The following is a 20,513-nucleotide window of genomic DNA, read 5'->3' on the forward strand; positions in this document are numbered from 1 at the left end:
GACTTCAGGGCTTGATATACGCATAGCCTTCCTGCCACTGCAAGCGGCTCAGCTCGGCCACGCCCGAGGGCACGATGACGGCTTCGGGCAGCACGCGCTGGCGGTCGATGTTGCGTCCTTGCAAGGTGTTATTACAGACGCGAAAGCTCACGCCCCGCTGGACCAGCTCGCGCACCACCGCGTCATACGGCGTGCCGTTCTTGTCGGTGGCGCCGTCGAGCAGGAAATCGATGCCGGGGCCGTGCGCGACGAGCACGATGGTGGCTTTGGGGCTGGCGTCGAGGTGGTTGCGGATATTTTTCAGCGCAGCCGTGGCATTGCTGGCGTCATTGACGTGGTACACCACCTTTTCCTCCTTCTGCGCGGCCGTGGCGGCGGTGCAGGAGAGCAAGGCGAGGAGGATGGCGGTGAACCAGCGGCGCAAGATTGTCATGAGATGTCCATTCAGTGTCAGATTAAAAACATTGGCATCATATCAATCCCTGAACAAATAGGTAAACGTGCGGCTGACGGGCAGCTTTTCCGTGCTGCCCCGCACCAGCACCTGCATGCGCTCGGCGTCGATGCGTTCGGCCGCCTCGATGGCTTTCACGTTGACCATGGTGCCGCGGTGGATTTGCCAGAACTGTTCCGGATCAAGGCCGCCCAATAAATCCTTCAGCGGCGTGCGCACCAGCGCTTCTGAGCCGGCCAGCACCACGCGCGTGTACTTGGTGTCGGCCTGGAAGAACAGCACGTCGTCGATGTCGATCAGGCGGATCTGCCTGCCCACGCTGGCCCTGATCCATTTCAGCTTGTCGCGCGGCGGCGCCGGCAAGGCGGCGCGCAGCGACTGCAGCAAATGGGCCATGTCGGCCGGCTGGGCGCCCAGCTTGTCGCGCAGGCGGGCCAGCGCCCGCTGCAGCCGCTCGGCCTGCACGGGTTTCAGCAGGTAATCGACGGCGCCCGCGTCGAACGCGTCGACGGCGTACTGGTCGTAGGCCGTGACGAACACCACGTGGGCCCGCTTGCCGATGCGCTCGGCCACTTCCAGACCCGACAGGCCCGGCATGCGGATGTCGAGGAAGACCACGTCCGGCTCATGTTCGAGGAAACCGTCCCAGGCATCGTTGCCGTTTTCCGCCACCAGCACGACCTGTGCCTCGGGCCAGGCTTGCGCCAGCAGCATTTGCAGGCGCTCGCGCATCAGGGGTTCGTCTTCGGCGATCAGGATGGTGGGATTCATGCGGTGGCTTCTTTCAGGCTGGATGCAATTTTGATGGGCAACACTATGTCAGCGATCACGCCGCCCTCTTCGCCGTTGCGCAGGCTCAAGCTGGCGGAGGGAGCGGACAGCAACAGCCGGCTGCGCACGTTTTCCAGGCCCAGGCCGCCTCCGGGCACGCTGCCCTCGCCGCTTTCCGGCAAGCCCATGCCCGTGTCCCGCACGCGCAGGCGCAGCATGCCGTCCACCCGCAGCGCCGACAGGCTGATCTCGCCGCCGCGCAACGATGGTTCAATACCATGCTTGATGGCATTTTCCGCCAGGGTCAGCAAGATCATGCTCGGTATCGTCGCGTGCGCCAGCTCGGCCGGCAAGTCCAGCGCGCAGCGCAGGCGCGAGCCCATGCGCGCCTGCATCACGCGCAGGTAGGCGGCCACCATGTCGAACTCGCTTTGCAAGGACACTTGCTCGCTGCGCATCTCCGCCAGGCTGGCGCGCAGGAAGGCGATCAGGTCGGCCGTCAGCGCCGCTGCCCTGGGCGCACCCTGCTCGGCCAGCTGCTGCACGGCGCCCAGGGTATTGAACAGGAAATGCGGCTCGATCTGCGCGCGCAGCAGGCGCAGCTGCGATTCGCTCAGTTCGCGCGCCAGGCGGTCGCGCTCGGCATCCTGCTGCAACTGCAGGGTCAGCGCTTCGTACTGGCGGTTGCGCCAGGTGGTCACGATCGCCAGCGGCACCATGTAGAACAAACCGGCCACCAGCAGGGCAACGCCGCCCACGCGCAGCAAGCGCTCGAAAGCCATGGCCATGGAACCGGTATCGCTCAAGCCGGCCAGCAGCACGCCGGCCGCCACCCCAGCCGCGCAGGTCGAGACGATCAGCAGGAGTTTCTTGAACTTGTAACGCACGGAACTGCGGTAATTGAACCAGACGCCCACCAGGCCCCACGCCAGCGCAAAACCCAGGCCGTTGCTGAAGACCAGGGCCTTGAGCAGTTCGAACCTGGCCGGCAGCAGCAGGTGCAGGACGACGCCGATGGCGCTGAACAGCAGCATCAGCTTGAACGCGGCGATGTAAAAACCGGCGCCACGGTACTTGAGCAGGAAATCGTGCAATTGCTGGCGCTCGATCGGCGTCAGCTTGACCAGCTTCATGGCGACGTAGCGGCGCACCCGTCCCTGCACCTGCGTCGCCATTTCGGGGTGTTTCAGCACCCGCAGCGATTCCTCATCGATGCTGCGGTACCAGTCCGTATATTTTTTTAACATGATGCGTTCTCCGTAGTCCGTGATGCAGGCATGAACGCAGTCTACGGCGCCCCGCTTGCGGGGCCTAGCGCGGGGCGACGAAGCACGAAGGGGTAGGCATGAACGACGAAGCGCGGCGCCTGCCGCATCAAGGCTGCCAATCTTGCTGAAATCATACGAAGTTTCCAGGATGAAATCAATAATTGCGCAACAATTTTCACTACGGCAAGAATAGACCCATTTATTTGCCAAATTGGCCGCAACGCCGCCTGTCGCGGGCTTGTACCGTAGACATCGCTTGATCTTTAATGGTATTGTTTAAGCTTGGCAAATATTGCCTCCGAGATACACATGCCGCGTCCCCGCGCGGCCCTGTTCCGGATTTGCGCGCAGCGCCCACGATGGCGCCCCAAAACTGCTTTTCCACATACGATCCCATGCTCAAAAAAATGTTCGCCGCGGTGCTGATGACGCTTTCGACAGCGGCCATCGCCGTGCCCTTCGGTTCCCAGTCGATACTGGTGGTCGAAGACGGCACAGGCAAAGTCTTGCTTGAAAAAAATTCCAACGTGGTGGTGCCCATCGCCTCGCTGACCAAACTCATGACAGCCATGGTCGTGCTCGACTCCAAGGCGAATATGCAGGAAGAGATCAGCATCGACCGCGAGGACGTCGATACCCTGAAACACAGCACCTCGCGCGTGCCCGTGGGCGCCACCCTGAGCCGCCACGACGTGCTGCAGCTGGCACTGATGTCGTCCGACAACCGCGCCGCCGCCTCGCTGGCGCGCACCTTCCCCGGCGGCCCGACGGCGTTTGCCGTGGCCGTCAACGCCAAGATCAAGGCCCTGGGCATGCGCCAGACCGTGATCGAAGAGCCGACGGGCTTGTCGCCGAATAACCAGTCGACGGCGGCCGACCTGGTCAAGATGGCCGTGGCGGCCTCGCGCTACCCGGAAATCAGCCGCATCACCACCGATTCGAAGGACGTCATCCAGATCAAGGGCCGCGACGTGGAATACCACAACACGAACCGCCTGGTGGGCGCCAAGGGCTGGGATATCGGTCTGTCGAAGACGGGCTACACGAATGAAGCGGGCCGCTGCCTGATCATGCGCATCAAATCGGCCGGCAAGTTCGCCACCATGATCCTGCTCAACGCGCGCGCCAATTCCGTGCGCGCCATGGACGCCGTCAACATCCGCCGCATGCTTGCGGCCGAGAACGGCATCGAAGAGCCGAAAGTGATGCGCGCTTCCGTCAGCCGGCACAAGAAGGCGCCGGCCAAGCCATCGAAGCGCCGCCGCGCCCGCTAAGCACGGCTGAATGCCGGGGTCGGACCCGACGGGTCTGACCCCATAACTATTTCCCCTGCCGGTTGGTCATCACCACGCCGGCAATCGTCACCGCCCCGCCCACCAGCATCGAGGCGAGCACCGGCTCGCCCAGGAGCGCCGCCGCCAGCACGATGCCGAACACGGGCACGAGGTTGTTGAACACGGCCGTGCGCGACGATCCCAGCGCCTTCACGCCCTCGTAATACCAGACAAAACCGATCACCGTGCCGAACACGCCCAGGTAGCCGATGGCGGCCCACACTTGCCAGCCGAAGCTGTGCCATGGCACCGTGGGAAACTCCACCACCGCCCCCACCAGCAAAAAGGCCAGGCCCCACATCGACGCATACGTGGTGGCGGCAATCGGACTCAGTCCCTTCAGCGCGACGCGGCCGATCAGGGTATAGGCGGCCCAGCTGGAAATGCCGCAGAACATGAACACTTCGCCCATGCCGATGCCGCCGCCCGTGCCGTGCAGCACGCCGGCCAGGTCGCCGCGCGTGATGACGATGGCCGTGCCGCAAAACGCCAGCATGATGCCCAGCCATTTGAACGATCCCAGCCGCTCGCGGAACAGCATGGCCGAGGCCAGCGCCGTGACGATGGGGTTCAAGGCCACGAACAGGGCCGTGCGCCCCGCCGGCATGCGCGACAGTGCCGCCAGGAAGCACAGGTTATATAAAAAGATGCCCGTCAGGCCCAGCGCCGCCGTCGTCGCCAGTTGCTTGCGGTCCAGGCGCGGCAAGCCCCCTTCCAGTTTCCATGCCAGCACGACCAGCAGCAGCACGGCCACGCCGAAGCGCCCGCTGGCGGCCGTCATGGGCGGCATCTGCTGCGCCAGCACGCGGCCCGCGATAAAGGTGCCGCCCCAGAACAGGGCGACGAAAATCAGTTTGAGGTAGACGAGCGGCGATTGCGCGGCAGGCAAGGCGGCAGAGGGCAAGGCGGATGAAGACATGGGATTTCCTGTGAGGCCGCTTGCGCGGCGGGTGGTGTACATGCTGTACACTTATATATTAATACTAATATAAACTCATGAAATAATGAGCAAATACTCATAGAGCAGGAAAACCACAGATGACCTTCACGCAACTGGAAATCTTTACCCTGGTGGCCGAACTGCACGGCTTTTCCGCCGCCGCCGCGCAGCTGGGCATCAGCCAGTCGGCCGTCTCGCATGCCTTGAAAGCGCTGGAAAAGGAGATGCGCGTGGACCTGATCGTGCGCCACCAGGCGTCGGCCGAGCTGACGGACGTGGGCCGCCAGCTGCTGGTGCGCGCGCGCGAAATCCTCGGCCTGTCGGAAGCCATGCGCCAGGAAGCAGCCGACGTGCTGGGCCAGCGCCAGGGCAGCCTGCGCATCGGCTCCTTCGGCCCTACTTCGTCCTTGAACCTGCTGCCGGCCATCACGGCGCAATTCCGCCTGCGCTATCCGGGCATCGCCCTGCGCATCGACGAAGGCGCCGACCATGAAGTGGTGCAGTGGATACGCGAACGCCGCGTGGATGTGGGCTTCGTCGTGCTGCCCGACGAGCGTTTCGACACGGCGCCGCTGGTGGAAGACCAGATGATGGCGCTGGTGCCGCGCAGCCACCCGCTGGCCAGCGAAACCACCATCACCCTGGCGCAGCTGTGCGAAGGGCCGTTCATCATGTCCGAGGCGGGCTGCGCCTGCCTGATCGAACCCCTGTTCGCCAACGCGGGGCTGCAGCCGAATGTCCCCTACCGCATCAGCCAGGTCATCACCATCCTCGACATGGTCAGCCGCGGCGACGGCGTCTCCATCGTCGCCGAACTGGCCCTGCCGCAGCGCTTGCGGGAACAATATCCGGAACTGGTGGCCCGGCCCTTGAGTCCGCCCGTCAGCCGCAAGGTGGGCCTGGCCGTGCGCGACCGGCGCCAGAACACGCCGGCCACCAACGCTTTTTTCGAGGTGGCCAAGCAGATGGCGCCGACCCTGGCGCCCCGGCGTACTTAAAGTTTAAAACGTCTCCCACTCGTCGCTGCGCTCCTGCTTGGCGACGGGCGTTTTTGCGGCGGGACGGCTGGCGATGCGCGGCGCGATGGGCGCGCGCACCACGGGCCTGGCTGGCTGCTGCTGCTGCTGCGGCGGCGGCGCTTGCCCGTCATCGAGCTTGAACACACCCACCACCTGCGCCAGGGTGCCGGCCTGGTCCTGCAGGCTTTCCGCCGCGGCGGCCGCCTCCTCCACCAGGGCCGCGTTCTGCTGCGTCACCTGGTCCATTTGCGCGATCGCCTGGTTCACCTGTTCGATGCCCGAGCTTTGTTCCTGGCTGGCGGCCGTGATTTCGCCCATGATGTCGGTTACGCGGCGCACGCTGTCGACGATTTCCTGCATCGTCGCCCCCGCCTCGTCGACCAGGCGCGCGCCCGAGTCGACCTTGCCCACCGAATCGTCGATCAGCAGCTTGATTTCCTTCGCCGCGCCAGCGGAGCGTTGCGCCAGGCTGCGCACTTCCGTCGCCACCACGGCAAAGCCGCGTCCTTGTTCTCCGGCGCGCGCCGCTTCCACGGCCGCATTCAGGGCCAGGATATTCGTCTGGAAGGCGATGCCGTCGATGACGCTGATGATGTCGACGATCTTCTTCGATGAATCGTTGATCGAAGCCATGGTGTCGACCACCTGCGCCACCACTTGCCCGCCCTTGCTGGCCACGCCGGACGCCGATTGCGCCATCTGATTGGCCTGGCGCGCATTGTCCGCGTTCTGCTTGACGGTGGACGTCAGCTCCTCCATCGAGGCGGCCGTTTCTTCCAGCGAGCTCGCCTGCTGTTCCGTGCGCGACGACAGGTCCTGGTTGCCGGCGGCGATTTCCATCGACGAGACCTTGACCGATTCGCTGGCCGTGCGGATCTTCACCAGCACGGCGGCGATCTTGTCGATGAAGCGGTTGAAGGCGCCGGCGATCTGCGCCAGTTCATCCACGCCGGAAGCGTCGAGGCGGCGCGTCAAATCGCCCTCGCCCGAGGCGATGTCGTCGAGCGCGTCGCGCACCAGTTCCAGGCGCTTGAGCATCTTGAACACCAGCAGCGACAGCAGCACCGCCGCCGCGCCAGCCAGCAGCACGGCCGTGACGGTGGCCGTCGTCAGCATCGTCTGCAAGGCTTGCATGGCTTCCTGCTGGTCCAGCACCACGGCCAGCAGCCAGTCGGTGCCCGCCACGCGCGTGACGTACAGCTTGCCGTCGCGCTCATTGAGGCGCACGGCCTCGCTCGCGCGCGTGCTTTCCAGCCGGTTCACCTGCGCGGCCGACAGCGCCGCGTCGAGTTTGGCCACCGGCTGCAGGCTCAGGTCCTTGTTGGCATGCGCGATGATGGTGCCGCTCTGGTCGACCAGGAAGGCAAAGCTGTGCGGCGTCGGCTTGATCGCCACCACGTTGGCGATCACCGTATCGAGCAGCACGTCGGCGCCCGCCACGCCCAGCAGCGCCTCTTTCGGGCCGACGGGCGCCGTAAACGACACCACCAGCTTGTGGCTGGCCGCATCCACGTATGGCGGCGTGAGCATCGGCACGCCCGCCTTGACGGTGTCCGTGTACCAGGCGCGCGCCGTCGGGTCGAAATCGGCCGGGCGGCCCGGATGGGTAAATACGGAGCGCTTGTCCGCGTAGCCGATGAACACTTCCGCAAAATCGCCGGCCTTTTCCGCGATCTGGAAGGCACGCAGCGGATCGGGCGTCTCGGCCGACATGACGACGGAGGCCATGACCTTCTTCTTGCCATCGACCCATTGCGCCAGCACGGCCGACTGGCTTTGCAGCAGCTGCTGCATCTGCTGGTCGGACGAGGCCAGCATGCTGCTGCGCGTGGTGACGTAATTGGCGGCCGACAAGGCCAGCATGGACAGGACGACGATGGCCACGCAAATGAGCACCAGCCGCGTGCGAAGGGAAGACAACATGATGGACTCCTCGTTTCGATTTTATTGGCGTGAAACAGTGCTTTTGCACTACTTCACCTACGCAAGCATTCTCACATAAAAAACGGAACAATTATCGTCAATATTCGGAATACGACACATATATTTCCGTAAGGAAACGCGTCGAACCCCATCAAGCCATCAGCCGATCAATCCTCTCAAGCCGCTGGCGCGCTGCGTGCGGCGCAGGATCGCGTCGAACAGCACGGCCTGCGTGGGCGAGACCAGGGTAAAGAAGTCGCGCGCGCGCGTGATGCCCGTGTAGACCAGTTCGCGCGCCAGCATGGCGCCGCCTTCCTGCGGCAGCACCAGCACCGTGTGGCGGAATTCCGAGCCCTGCGATTTATGCACGGTCATGGCGAACGCCGTTTCCACGTGGCGCAAGCGCGTGGCCAGCACGCTGCGCACATTGTCCCCTTCCAGGAAGTACACGCGCAGGGAACCGGGCCGCGCAGGGTCGCGCAGGGTCAGGCCGATGTCGCCATTGAACACGCCCGTGCCGTAATCGTTGCGCGTGACCATCACGGGACGGCCCACATACCACTCGCTGCGGCGTATCAGCCCTTCCTTTTCCAGCCGCAGCTCGATGGCCGTGTTCAAGCCCGCCACGCCCCACTCGCCTTCGCGCACGGCGCACAGGATGCGGAACGCTTCAAAAGCGTGCAGCACGGCGCGCACCCAGTCGTCATGCTGCGCATAAGCTTCGCCGCCAGCATTCACCAGCGCCAGGTAGGGCTGGTAGCCGCCCGGCGCATCAAGACGTCCGCGCAAGGCCAGGCGCAGCACGTCTTCCTGCTGCGCCGGCACGCTCCACGCCAGCTGGCCGCCGCTGTCGGCGGCGAAGCACGCCTTGGCCAGGTCCGGCCTGCCGGCATTCACGGCCAGCGCCAGCTCGCCGATCGGGCCGCTGAAACGGTGGCTATGGCGCAGCATCACCGTCTGCTGCGCCAGCGCGCCGGCGCTCCCCGCAAACTGCGCGGGAATGGCCACGCCGCTGGCCGCCTGCGCATACGCGATGGTGTCCCCCGTGTAGCCGCCCGTCTGCGCGTCGTGGCACAAGTCGCCCAGCACGGCGCCCGCCTCCACCGATGCCAGCTGGTCCTTGTCACCCAGCAGGATCAATATCGCCGTGGGCGGCAAGGCGTCGAGTACGGAGGCCATCATTTCCAGGTGCACCATCGACGCTTCATCGACGATCAACACGTCCACGTCGAGCGGATTGCCCGCGTGGTGGGCAAAGGCGCGCGTATCGGGCCGCGCGCCCAGCAAGCTATGCAAGGTGCGCGCCGCGCCCATGCGCCGCGCCAGTTCCAGCAACGGCAAGGCTTTCCCGACCTTTTCCGCCAGGCCGCTCAAGGCCTTGTCGATCGACTGTTTTAATCGCGCGGCGGCCTTGCCCGTCGGCGCGGCCAGCGCGATGCGCAGCTGCTCCGGTTGCGGCGAGACGGCAAACAGCAAGGTCAGCAAACTGGCCACCGTATAGGTCTTGCCCGTCCCCGGGCCGCCCGTGATGATGGCCGCCTTGCCGCGCAAGGCGACGGCGCACGCCACCTTTTGCCAGTCCGGCCCACCGTCCTGCGTGGGCTGGTCGAACAGGATGTCGAGCCATTGCCGCACCTGCGCCAGCGGCGGATTGGTCAAAGCCTGCGCGCGCATGGCGATCTTTTCACCGACCAGTGTCTCGTCGCGCCAGTAGCGGCGCAGGTACAAACGGTCGCCGTCGAGCACCAGCGGCTGTTTCACGTCTGGCGCACCCACCCGCCACACCTGCGGCGCGCCGGCCAGCAGCACATGCCAGCCGGCGGCGCTGTCCGGCAGCGGGCCGGCAACGGCCAGCACGGCGTGCCACAATTCCTCGCTCCAGCCCAGCAGCTGCGACGGTTCGCCCGCCAGGTCGGCCAGCATCAAACAGCTGTGGCCCCGCCCTTCCAGCTCGGACAGCACCACGCAGGCCACGGCGACGGCGGGCGCATGCGGCGCCTCCCCGTCCAGGCTGGCGATGAAGCGGGCGAAGGCGGCACTCAGGCGGCGCAGATGGCCGTCCCCGGCGACGCCGTCGACGTGGCTGAACAAGGCATTCATTTGCTCACTATGCTGCATGATGTTCCGCTTCTTCTGACAACAGTTGATCGAGGCCGTCCAGCAGTTCCAGCTGCGGCGCCAGCCAGTAGCAGCCGTGCGTGTCCGCATTCGCTATGCCGCGCAGGAACAGGAAGATGGCGCCGCCCAGGTGTTCGGCCGGGTCGTAGGTATCGCCAAGCCGGCTTTTCAGCAGCCGGTGCAGGGCCAGCATGTAGATGGCGCCCTGGATATCGTAGCGGTGCTGCGCCATGCCGGCCGCCAGCGCCTGCGTGTGATAGGCGGCGTCGTTGGGTCCCAGCGCGTTCGACTTGTAGTCGAGCACCCAGTAGCGCCCCTCCCGTTCGATGACCAGGTCGGCAAAGCCTTTCAGCATGCCGTGCAGCTGGCGCCGTGGCAGCGCGGGGCGCGGCGCGCCATCGAGCAGCAGCCGCGTGCACAGTCTGTCCAGCGCCTCGGTGGACAAATGCTCGCTGGGGAACCAGAACTCCATCTCGGAGAGGGTACTGTCCAGCTGCGACAGCGAGGCATCGAGCAGCGGCAGCGGCGTGACGGCGATTTCCCTGAGCCAGGCGATGGCGTCTTCCTGGCGGTGACCCCAGCCAGCCCGTTCGCAGCGCGCGGCCAGGCGGGTGTCGAAATTGGCATCGTGGACGCCGTCAAAGCCTTCGCTGCCCATCCACTCGAGCTGCTCGTGCAGGAAATTGCCGGGCACGGAACCGCGCGGGAAACGGTGCCAGGGCGCGTCGCCCGTTGGCGTCGGCGCGGCCACGGCCACGGCCGTGCCATCTTCCAGCAAGGTCTCTTCCAGCGCCCGCTGCGGCACGTGCGCGGCCGCCACGGCGCCGATCTGGCGCGTCAGCGAGGTAAAACTGCCCACCGACCAGTCGCGCTCGAACTCGCCCGCGAACACGGGCGCGGGGCGCAGCTCGGGCCGGCGCTCGATGCGATCGAGCACCGTGCAGGCGCCGGGTTGCGTCAGGGCAGTCACATAGATGGCGTCGCAGCTGCCCGCCACCTGCTGCCAGCGCAGCAGCAGCTGCTCCGCCGGCAGCTTGTCGCCGCCCGTCAGCAGGTAGCCGAGCGCCGACTCGTGCAGGGTGTTCTCGCCCGCCTTGCGCGCCGCCTGGGCGGCCACGCCCAGCCACAGGAAGTGGCGCGCGCGCGTCAGGGCCACGTACAGCAGGCGCAAGTCTTCCTCGATGCGCGCCTCTTCCACAAAGGCCATGGCCTCGTCGGACAGCGACAGGTCGAGGCGGCGCTCGCCTTTTTCATCCGCATACTCGAAGAAGCTGCGGTTGCGTTTGTCCACCTTGCGCGCCGTGACGGCGAACGGCAGATACACGAGCGGGTATTCGAGGCCCTTGGACTTGTGCACGGTGATGACCTTGACCAGCTCCGCGTCGCTTTCCAGGCGCAGCACGCGCTCGTCGCCGTTTTCGCCTTCGCCGGCGATCTGCTCGGCCAGCCAGCGTATCAGCGCCTGTTCGCCATCAAGCTGGCGGCTGGCCGATTGCAGCAGTTCGGCCAGGTGCAGCAGATTCGTCAGGCGCCGTTCGCCGCCCGTCTGCTGCAGCAGCATGGCGGGCAGCTGCAGTTCGTGGATGAAGCGGCGCAGCATGGCCAGCACGCCCTGGCGCTGCCAGATCAGGTGCAATGCCTTCAATTGTTCGACCCGGCGTTCCCATTCCAGCTCGTCGCTCGACAGGCGCGCCAGCTCGCCCAGTGACAGGCCGATGGTGCGCGTGGCAAAGGCGGCGCGCGCCAGCCCCCCGTCGAGCGGGTTGGCCAGCGCCGCCAGCCAGCGCAGCACGTCCTGCGCCTCCTCGCTGTCGACGACGGAATCCTTGTCGGACAGGTAGACGCTGGCGACCCGGCGGCGCGCCAGCGCGCGGCGGATGGCCGCCGCTTCCTTGCGGTCGCGCACGAGGACGGCGACGTCGGCCGGCTGCAGGCGGATAAAACCGTCGGGGCCGTCGAAACCCGCTTGCGCATCGCCCAGCATGGCGACGATGTGCTCCGCGCAGTGCTGCGCGAAATACTCGCGGTAGCCGTCGCCGCGCAGCCCTTCATCGCTGGCGCAGGCGGCCAGCAGGGCCGGCAGCGGGCCGCCCGCGTTCACCAGGTACTCGTCGCGCCCCTTGGCGTCGACGGCCTCGAACGGCAGCGGATTCTCGCCGTTTTTGCGGTAGCGGAAGGCGCCAGCCGGCACCTCGTCGCGCTCGGCGTGCAGGAACAGCTGGTTGACGGCCGCCACCAGCGGCGCCGTCGAGCGGTAGTTGGTGCCCAGCTGATAGTGGCGGCCCGCAGTGGCGCGCCGCGCCGCCAGGTAGCTCTGGATGTCGGCGCCGCGAAAACCGTAGATCGACTGCTTCGGATCGCCGATCAGGAACAGGCCCAGCGCAGGATCGTTGTCGGCGATGCGGTACAACAAATTGAAGATCTGGTACTGCGCGGGCGCCGTATCCTGGAATTCATCGACCATCGCCAGCGGATACTGGTCGACGATGCGCTGGCGCAGCGCCGCGCCATTTTCGCCGGCCAGCGCGTCGTGCAGGCGCTGCAGCATATCGGCAAAGCCGAACTGGCGCGACTGGCGCTTCAACTGATCCATGCGCCGCGCGATGGCCGCCGCCGCATGCAGGTGCAGCTTATGCGCCAGCGGCGTGATGGCCGCCAGGGCGATCCCCAGCGCTTCCGTATGCTCGAAGCACTCGGGCACCTGGGCCGTGAAACTCTTGGCAAACGCATCCTCGATGCCGAACGGCGTCAGGCGCTCCCAGGCCTTGGCCGTGATGGCGGGCAGCAGCAGGAGCGGATCCTGCGCCCAGCGGCGCAAGCCGTCGAACCACTTCGCCAGGTTCTCCGGCTTCATCTTGACGCCGTTAAAACACTTGGGATTGACGGCGCGGTGGTCGTTGATCCAGGCGGCCATCTGGTCCACGCGCTCGACCCAGCCCGCCTTCAGGGTGGCCAGCTGCGCGGCCAGCGCCCGCTGTTCGCGCGCGATCAGGGTGGACAACGGTTCTTCGTCCGCCATGCCCATGATGTCGGCGCGGCGCGCCAGCTCGCGCGCGCCCTTCTTCAGCGCTGCCACGTCGGGCCAGCAGGCCAGCAGCACGTCGAGCGCCTGCGGCGGCAAGGGGTAGACTTGCTGGCGCCAGTAATCGTGGGCGGCATCCTCGAACAGGGCTTGCTCGTCGCTGACCAGTTCCTCGTCGAACAGGCTGCCGCTGTCGAACGCGTGCTCGCGCAGCATGCGCTGGCACCAGGCGTCGATGGTGAAGATGGCCGCTTCATCCATCGTCTCGGCGGCCAGCATCAGCCGGTGCGCGGCCTTTTGCCGTTCGCTCTCGTCCGGACAGGACTCGAGCAGGGCGTCGAGGAACGGGTCGCTGCCGCCGGATTCGTGGCGAAAATACGCGGCCGCCTCGATCAGGCGCTCGCGCACGCGGTTCGACAATTCGCGCGTGGCCGCGCGCGTAAACGTCATCACGAGGATGTCGGCCGGCAGCAGCGGGCGCGTAAAGCGGCTGTCGTCGTCGCCGTGTCCCAGCACGAGGCGCACGTACAGCGCGGCGATGGTCCAGGTCTTGCCGGTGCCGGCCGAGGCCTCGATCAGGCGCGAGCCGTGCAGCGGAAACGCCAGGGGGTTGAGCAGGTGGCTCGTCATGGTTCTTCTCCCGCGCCATCATCGGGCGCGCTGATCGGGTCGATCGTGATGTGTTGCTGCAGCCAGTCGGCCAGCGGGCCATACAGCTCGCGCGAGCAGTCTTCCCACGCTTCCTCCGCGGCCAGCGCGGAAAACTCGGGCCACAGGCGCGCCAGGCACAGCTCTTCGCGCTCGCCCGACATCTCGAAGCCGCCATCGTAGACGGCGCGCGGGTCGCCCTGCTGCACCAGCGCCAGCCCCGTCTTGCACGCCGTGGGCAGCGGATGGTTCATGCCTTCGCGCCACAGCGCCAGCAGGGTGGCCAGCGCGTCGCGCGAACCGGCCGGATCGAGCGGCGCCATGCTGACGATGGCGTCGCGCGCCACCAGGTAGCCGATGACGGGAAAGCCGAGGGCGGCGGCGGCCAGCTGGCGCAGCCACATCAGCATCAGCTTGTCGCCGCGCGCCAGGCCGTTCTTGTCCGTCACCTTCGAGGAAATCTGCATCAGCCAGGCCGTCTCCTGCCCGTTGCTGCACAATCTGTCGAGCCAGTCGTCGATCTGCACCTCGCCGAAGGGCAAGTTGATGGCGCGCTTGTCGGCCGCCAGCGGGAACGAGGCGCGCAAGGACAGCCACGCGCTACGCACGGGCACCAGCGCCTCGACCAGCTGCGCCTGCACCTGCCGGCCGATCAGGCCGATGGGCAGCACGCCTTCGCGCGCCAGGCGTGCCGCGCGCGCCTCCAGGCTGGCGCGCACGTCGCCGATATCTTCCACGGCGCCGCCGTCGTCCAGCATGGTGTCTTCCAGCAGGTAGCGCTCGAGCGCATTCAGGCCGAACGGCTCCTCATCCTCGCCCAGCATGGCCGCGTCGGCGAAATACACGCTCAAGCGGCGGCGAAAGAAGTACTTGACGGGCTGGCGCAAGAAGCTGGCCAGCTCGCCCAGCTTCAGACGCGTGCCGGGATCGAGTTCGTAAGGCCCCAGCGGCAGCGCGGCGGCCTGCGCATCGGCATCGGTATGGACTACGCGCCATTCGCGCGCATAGGTCAGCAAGCCATCGGCCTCGAAATAGCGGCGGCTGAACGGCTGCAGCGCGTGCTCGGTGGTCAGCGATGCCAGGTGCCGGTCCAGCGACCAGCCGGCGGCCAGGTAATCGCGCAGCTGCGACACCAGCACGGACGGCGGCTGCTCGGAATTGTCGCGCACATTGCGCCCCACCCAGCTCACGTACAGCTTGTCGCGCGCGGCCAGCAAGGCTTCGAGCATCAGGTAGCGGTCGTCGTCGCGGCGCGAGCGGTCGCCCGGGCGCGCCATGCCGGGCAGCGCCAGCAAGTCGAAATCGGCCTTCTGCGCGCGGCGCGGGAAGTCGCCATCGTTCATGCCCAGCAGGCAGACCACGCGAAACGGCACGGCGCGCATCGGCATCAGGGTGCAGAAGGTCACGCCGCCGGAGACGAATTGGTGGTTCAGGGTCGGCTCATCCAGCGCGCCCAGCCATGCGACGCGCAGCACGGACAGCGGCACCTGCTCGACAAAGCCCGCATGCTCGCAGGTTTCCAGCCAGCCCTGCAAGGCGCCCTCGAGCTGCGCCAGGGTCAGGCGGTCGCCCTCGTCGTCGGCATCGAAAAAGGCCGCCAGCAGCGCGCGCGCCTGCGCGCCCCACTCGGCGGGCGTGCAGGCGCCGGCCAGCACGGTGCGCCAGTGCAGCAGCGCCTCGACCAGCTGCGCCAGCGAGCCGGCCAGCGCCGCATCGAGGCCGCCCACTTCCGCATACGGCTCGATGCCGCCAAAGCTGGCGCCAATGCCGCTGGCGTAACCGAGCAGCATGCGCCGCACGCCGAAGATCCACGCATTCTGTTCCCCGGCCGCGCCCAGTCCCAGGCCGCTGCGGTGATGCTGGTCCAGGCCCCAGCGCACGCCGGCTCCCTCGATCCAGGCGCCCAGCGTGACCAGGTCGTCCGGCTGCAGGCCAAAGCGGGCCGCCAGCGCGGGCACGTCGAGCAGGTCGCGCACCTCGCTCTGGCGGCAGCGCTGCTGCGGCAGCTGCAGCAGCCACTCGAGCGCGACGAGCAGCGGATTGACGCTGCGGTCCTTCACGTCGCCGATCTCGAACGGGATGAAACGCTCGTCGCTGCGCCGGTACTGGCCGAAGACGGCGTGGATGGCGGCCGTAAAGGTATCGATGTCGGGCACCATCACGACCACGTCGCGCGGACGCAAGCCCGTCTCGGCGCTGTGCGCGAACATGGCCAGCAGCTGGTCGTGCAGCACTTCCACTTCGCGCTGCACGCTGTGCGCCACGTGAAATTCGATCGAGCGGTCGCCGGCGCCGGGCGGCGTTTGCTCATGTTCGGCCAGCGGGCGCAGTTCGCGGATGGCCACCTGCACCTGCTGCAGCAGCGTTTCGCCCGTTTCCTCGCCAAACAGGTCGATGCGCAGGCTGTCGTCGCGCCCCTCGGCTTGCGCGTGTTCGTCGAATTCGTCGAGCATGCGGATGAAATCGCGCCCTTGCCTGCCCCAGCTGGCCAGCAGCGGATGGCTGTGCGCATGCAGTTCTTCCAGCGGAATGTGCGCCAGGTCGGTGCCGTTGCGCTGGCGCTGGCGCTTGTTTTCCGCGCGCAGCAAGTCGCGCCCGTCGATGATGTCGCCCCAGTAGAACTGGCATGGATTGGGCACGGCCAGCAGCACCTGCGTGTGGCGCGCCAGCGCGGCGAGCGCCTGCAAGGTCTGGTACGGCAAGGCCGACACGCCGAACAGCACCACCCTGCGCGGCAGCTTGCCAGCCGGCGCATCGCCGGCGGCGATCGCCGCCAGGAAGGCGTCGTGGATGTCGGCGCGGCCCGTGTCGCGCTCGAACGGTTCGACGTCCTGGCCCACGGCGCGCCACAACTGCGCCTGCCAGCGCTGGTCCTCCTTCAAGACGATGGACTCGCCGCGCGCCGTGCGCAACTGGTCGCGCCCGGCCGCCCAGTCGGCCAGCCAGTCGGCGCGGTAGACCTGGTACTGGTCGAACAGGTCGGCCAGGCGCTCGGCCAGCTGCAGCCGGCGTTCGCTATCGCCATCGGCCAGGAAGTAGCGCAGCGGCGCAAACACGGGGTCGGCCAGCAGCGACGGCAACAGCCGCATCAAACGCCAGGTCAGCGGGGACTTATCGAACGGCGACACGCGCGGGACGCGCTCGCGGCCCAGCATGCCCCGGTAGCTTTCCCACAGCAGGCGCGCCGGCAAGGCGATGCGCGTGGCGGCGCACACCCCCATCTCCTCGGCCAGCGCGATCTTCAGCCATTCGGCCACGCCGTTCGACTGCACCAGGAAGATGTCGGTTTCCAGCGGCGCCAGCGGGTGGCTGCGCAGCCACTGGAAGACGGCGGCGCGCAGCTGCTCCAGCTGGTTGCCGTGCAGGATGAGTAGGCCGGGCGTGACGGGTGTTTGCATGCTGATCCGATGGGTTGCCGCGCCTCCGGCCGGGTGGCTGGAGACGTCAAAGGCATATTATCGCCGCTGCTTGCGTCAAGGGGCGTCGCTGGCGGCAAATTCCATGGAAATTTGTTCCGCCACCTGCGTCAGCGCCGGCCCGAGCGCCGTCAGCAAGCCGCGCGCCTGCTGCAGGTCGCCGCCCAGGCGCAAGCCCTCGATCGACGTGCACAGGCCCGCGAAGGCATGGGCACCCACGGCCAGCGCCGACGATTTGCTGCGGTGTCCCAGGTCGGCCAGGCGCCCCAGGTCTTCCAGCGCCAGGGCTTGCTCCATTTCGGCGATGCCGTCGCGCGCCGTATCGAGAAACAGCTGGGTGTACTTGCGCATCTTCACGGCATCATTGCTGAAGGTGAGCGCCAGGGTGGCCAGGTCGAGGATGGCCGTGTCGCGCAACTCCGGCGCGGCGCCCGCCGGCGGCGCCTTCGTCAGCGCCGCCAGCCTGTCGCGGCTGATGCCGCCGATGCCGCCACGCAGCCGGAACCATTTCGCCAGCAGGTGAAACAGCAGGTTCGGGGCGATCGGCTTGGTCACGAATTCATCCATGCCAGCCGCCAGGCAGCGGGCGCGGTCTTCGCTGCCCGCGTTGGCCGTCATGGCGATCACCAGCAGGCCGGCAAGCCGCGGGTCGGCACGGATGCGGCGCGTCGCCTCGAAGCCGTCCATCTCCGGCATCTGCACGTCCATCAGCACGCAGTCGTAGCGCTGGCGTGCCAGCAATTCCAGCGCCTCGCGGCCATTGCAGGCGACGCAGACGGTGGCGCCCGCGTCTTCCAGCAGCTCGCAGCCCACCTGCTGGCTGAAGATGTTGTCTTCCACCAGCAGGATGGAGGCGCCGCGGATCACCCCCAGTACTTCCGGCTCGACTTCGGCGATGCGCTCGTCGGCCCCCTGCGCGCTTTTTTCCAGACGCGCCGTGAACCAGAAGGTGCTGCCCAGGCCCGGCTGGCTGTACACGCCCACCTTGCCGCCCATGAGTTCCACCAGCTGCTTGCTGATCACCAGCCCCAGGCCGCTGCCGCCATACTTGCGCGTGGTCGACGGGTCGGCCTGGTGGAAGGAGCGGAACAGCTGCGCCACCTCTTCCTGGTTCATGCCGATGCCCCGGTCCTGCACTTCGAAGCGCAGCATGGCGTGGCTGGCGCGCTCCTCGGACTGGCGCACGCGCACGAAGATGCTGCCATTGTCGGAAAACTTGATGGCGTTGCTGGTCAGGTTCAGCAAGACCTGCTCCAGGCGCAGCGGGTCGCCGCGCCAGCGCTGCGGCAGCTCCGGCGCGATATCGAACTGCAGCGCCAGGCCCTTGACGGCGGCCGCGTCGCCCAGCTGGCTGGCGATGTTCGCCAGCAGGGTGTCGAGACGGAAGTCCAGCACCTCCAGCTCCAGCTTGCCCGCCTCGATCTTGGAAAAATCGAGGATGTCGTTGATCAGGCCCAGCAAGTGCTGGCCCGAATGGAAGATTTTCTGCAGGTAGTCGCGCTGGCGCGCGTCGGCCACCGATTTCAGGGCCAGGTGCGCCATGCCGATGATGCTGTTCATCGGCGTGCGGATTTCATGGCTCATGTTCGACAGGAAGTCGCTCTTGGCCTGGCTGGCCGCGTCGGCCTGCTCCTTCAGACGGTGCAGTTCCGTCACGTCGGTGGACAGGCCGATCAGGCCCGTGACGGGACCGGGCAGGCCCAGCGGCACCTTCACGCTCCACAGGTGATGCACCTGGCCCTGCGCATCGACGAAGCGCTCCTCGCCGACGAACTTGGCGCCGCTGTCGAAGACCTGGCGCTCGGTCAGCTGCGCAGCGGCGGCCGCATCGCCGAGCATCAGCTCGCCGTCCTGGCGGCCGATCAGCTGCTCCGCCGGACGGCCCAGTATCTTCGCCGTGCGCGCATTCACATAGCGGTAGCGCAGGTCGGCATCCTTCATGTAGACGTAGGCGTCGACGCTGTCGAGCACCGTATCGAGCAGGGTGCGCTGCGCCACCGCGTTGCGGCGCGACCGGTACAGGGTAAAGATATAGCCATAAATAAGCAGCGTGCCGGCCACGCCCACGCCCAGCGCCAGCCATGGAAAATAGCGGTCGAAGGGGCTGTACAGCTCCGCCTTGCGCACGCGGAAATGGGCTTTCCACAGGCCGCCCTGGTAAGCGACGGGCAGCACCTGGTCGAAATAGTCGGCATCGCTGCCAGGTTGTGGCGGCGGCGCCGCCAGGTCGCCGTCATCGTTGAACAGCAGGCGGTCCTGCGGCGTGATGGCCAGGCCCCCGCCGGCCGGCAACGGGTCGGCCGCGCTGTACAGGGTCAGGTGCAGCGGTTCCAGGGCGCTGCGTTCGAGCGCGCTGTGCACCAGCTGCGCCACGCCGAAGCCGATGCCCACGGAGCCCTGGTAGGCGGCGCGGCGCTCGGCCACGCTGCCCTGCGGCATGCCGTTGCGGTACACGGGCAGGCGCATGCCCAGGCCGATATGCGCGGGCGGCCCCTTGATCATGATCACCTGCCCCGACGCGCTGACCTCGCCGCTGTCGCGCGCCTGCGCCAGGGACTGCGCCACCAGCGGGTTGGCGCCGATATCGACGCCCATGCGTTCGCCCAGCAGGGAATCGGGTTCAAGGTAAGTGAGCACCGTGTATTCCGCCCGCTCGCCGGGCGGACGGATGGTGAAAGCGGGATAGCCGCGCGGCGCCAGGCTGGTGTCGCGGCGCACGTCGGCGACATAGGCCGCGCGTTGCGCCTGCGTCAGCGCCACCGCATAGTTGACCGATTCGATGGCCGGGAACTGGCGCGCGATATCGAGGCCGGTCACGTAATCGTGGAACTGGCGGCGCGTCAGATGCTCGCTGGTGCGGAACAGGGCTTCGAGGCCGCGCAGCAGGTCGGAATAGCTTTTTACGCGTGTGATCAGGCTATGCTGGGCGCCATGCGTGAGATTGTCGAAACGCTGTTCGGCGTCGTCATTGACCGTGCGCGCCGCGCCCGCGTACAGGGCGCCGCCCACCGCCAACGCCAGCAGCAGGCCCCCTGCCCAGATTCTGACGCCTGATCCCGCCCCGCCCTTGCTCAAAGTGTGCATTGTCGATCGCTTATTCCGGTTTCCTCGAATGTGCGGCGCTCCGGCCACCCAGCAAGCACGAGGATACTATCAAAGCTCATGCCCGTCGCGCTTGTGGAAGAAAAAAAGCGCGCAGGATGGTTGTACTGGAAAACACCGCACGCCTAGGCCCCCTGCAGCGCCCTGGCCAGGAAGTCGCAAAAGGCGCGCACCTTTTCCTGCACGTGGCGCCCATCGGGCATCAGGGCATACACGCCGCGTCTGGCCATGCCGTGCGACGGCAGCACACGCACCAGGGCGCCGCTGGCCAGCAGCGGCGCGGCGACGAACGACGGCAGCGCGCCCACGCCGATGCCCGCCACCAGCATATCGGCCAGCAGCAGGCTGTTGTCTGCGGAAAAGCGCACGGGCAGGACGATGCTGCTCGCCCCTTCCGGCCCGGCCAGCTGCCAGACGCCGGGACTGTCGGCCAGGCGGTAAGCGAGGCAATCGTGGCCGTGCAAGTCCTGCGCCTGGCGCGGCGTGCCGCGCCGCGCC

12 protein-coding genes are annotated in these 20,513 nt (G+C 67.0%); 2 read left to right on the plus strand and 10 right to left on the minus strand.

All coding sequences use genetic code 11. The annotated features are described in order from the left end of the window. Positions 1–4 precede the first annotated feature (4 nt). The 3 genes from AC0V2Y_RS15600 to AC0V2Y_RS15610 are packed head-to-tail and all read right to left on the minus strand — an operon-like array spanning position 5 to position 2,472. A complete protein-coding gene (locus AC0V2Y_RS15600) occupies positions 5–433 on the minus strand; it encodes a DsrE family protein (protein ID WP_099411546.1) in 429 nt (142 codons plus the stop codon). 42 nt (positions 434–475) lie between these two features. Next, complete coding sequence (locus tag AC0V2Y_RS15605) at positions 476–1,225, minus strand: LytR/AlgR family response regulator transcription factor (protein WP_475415809.1); 750 nt, start codon at positions 1,223–1,225, stop codon at positions 476–478. Further along, positions 1,222–2,472 carry a sensor histidine kinase gene (locus AC0V2Y_RS15610; RefSeq protein WP_475415808.1) on the minus strand — a complete coding sequence of 417 codons (1,251 nt, stop codon included), beginning with the start codon at positions 2,470–2,472 and terminating at the stop codon, positions 1,222–1,224. The genes AC0V2Y_RS15605 and AC0V2Y_RS15610 overlap by 4 nt, the downstream gene beginning before the upstream one ends. A gap of 416 nt (positions 2,473–2,888) precedes the next feature. Between AC0V2Y_RS15610 and AC0V2Y_RS15615 the strand changes: the two genes are divergently transcribed. Beyond that, positions 2,889–3,767 carry a serine hydrolase gene (locus AC0V2Y_RS15615; RefSeq protein ID WP_034778183.1) on the plus strand — a complete coding sequence of 293 codons (879 nt, stop codon included), beginning with the start codon at positions 2,889–2,891 and terminating at the stop codon, positions 3,765–3,767. A gap of 46 nt (positions 3,768–3,813) precedes the next feature. On the opposite strand, the gene AC0V2Y_RS15620 is transcribed toward AC0V2Y_RS15615, so the two are convergent. Next, positions 3,814–4,746, minus strand: coding sequence for a DMT family transporter (locus AC0V2Y_RS15620; RefSeq protein ID WP_475415807.1), 933 nt, complete (start codon positions 4,744–4,746; stop codon positions 3,814–3,816). Between the two features lie 119 nt (positions 4,747–4,865). Between AC0V2Y_RS15620 and AC0V2Y_RS15625 the strand changes: the two genes are divergently transcribed. Then, entirely contained in the window at positions 4,866–5,765 is a 900-nt protein-coding gene (locus AC0V2Y_RS15625) for a LysR family transcriptional regulator (protein WP_475415806.1), read from the plus strand. 3 nt (positions 5,766–5,768) lie between these two features. Here the strand turns inward: AC0V2Y_RS15625 and AC0V2Y_RS15630 are convergent, their stop codons facing one another. The 6 genes from AC0V2Y_RS15630 to AC0V2Y_RS15655 form a co-directional block, all read right to left on the minus strand. Beyond that, positions 5,769–7,709, minus strand: coding sequence for a methyl-accepting chemotaxis protein (locus AC0V2Y_RS15630; RefSeq protein WP_475415805.1), 1,941 nt, complete (start codon positions 7,707–7,709; stop codon positions 5,769–5,771). Between the two features lie 159 nt (positions 7,710–7,868). After that, entirely contained in the window at positions 7,869–9,827 is a 1,959-nt protein-coding gene (gene recD / locus AC0V2Y_RS15635; protein WP_475415804.1) for an exodeoxyribonuclease V subunit alpha, read from the minus strand. Next, a complete protein-coding gene (gene recB / locus AC0V2Y_RS15640) occupies positions 9,817–13,479 on the minus strand; it encodes an exodeoxyribonuclease V subunit beta (RefSeq protein WP_475415803.1) in 3,663 nt (1,220 codons plus the stop codon). The genes recD and recB overlap by 11 nt, the downstream gene beginning before the upstream one ends. Next, positions 13,476–16,895 (minus strand): exodeoxyribonuclease V subunit gamma, encoded by a 3,420-nt coding sequence (gene recC, locus AC0V2Y_RS15645; RefSeq protein ID WP_475415802.1) that lies wholly within the window; start codon positions 16,893–16,895, stop codon positions 13,476–13,478. Before recC ends, recB begins: the two co-directional genes overlap by 4 nt. Positions 16,896–16,970: 75 nt before the next feature. Beyond that, the gene (locus AC0V2Y_RS15650) at positions 16,971–19,997 is read right to left on the minus strand and encodes a CHASE domain-containing protein (RefSeq protein ID WP_475415801.1); all 3,027 of its coding nucleotides are present in this window, start codon (positions 19,995–19,997) and stop codon (positions 16,971–16,973) included. A 143-nt stretch (positions 19,998–20,140) separates the two neighbouring features. Continuing rightward, the coding region (locus AC0V2Y_RS15655) for a LysR substrate-binding domain-containing protein (RefSeq protein ID WP_475415800.1) at positions 20,141–20,513 on the minus strand (373 nt) is incomplete at its 5' end.

It is taken from the genome of Janthinobacterium sp. BHSEK, assembly GCF_056174685.1.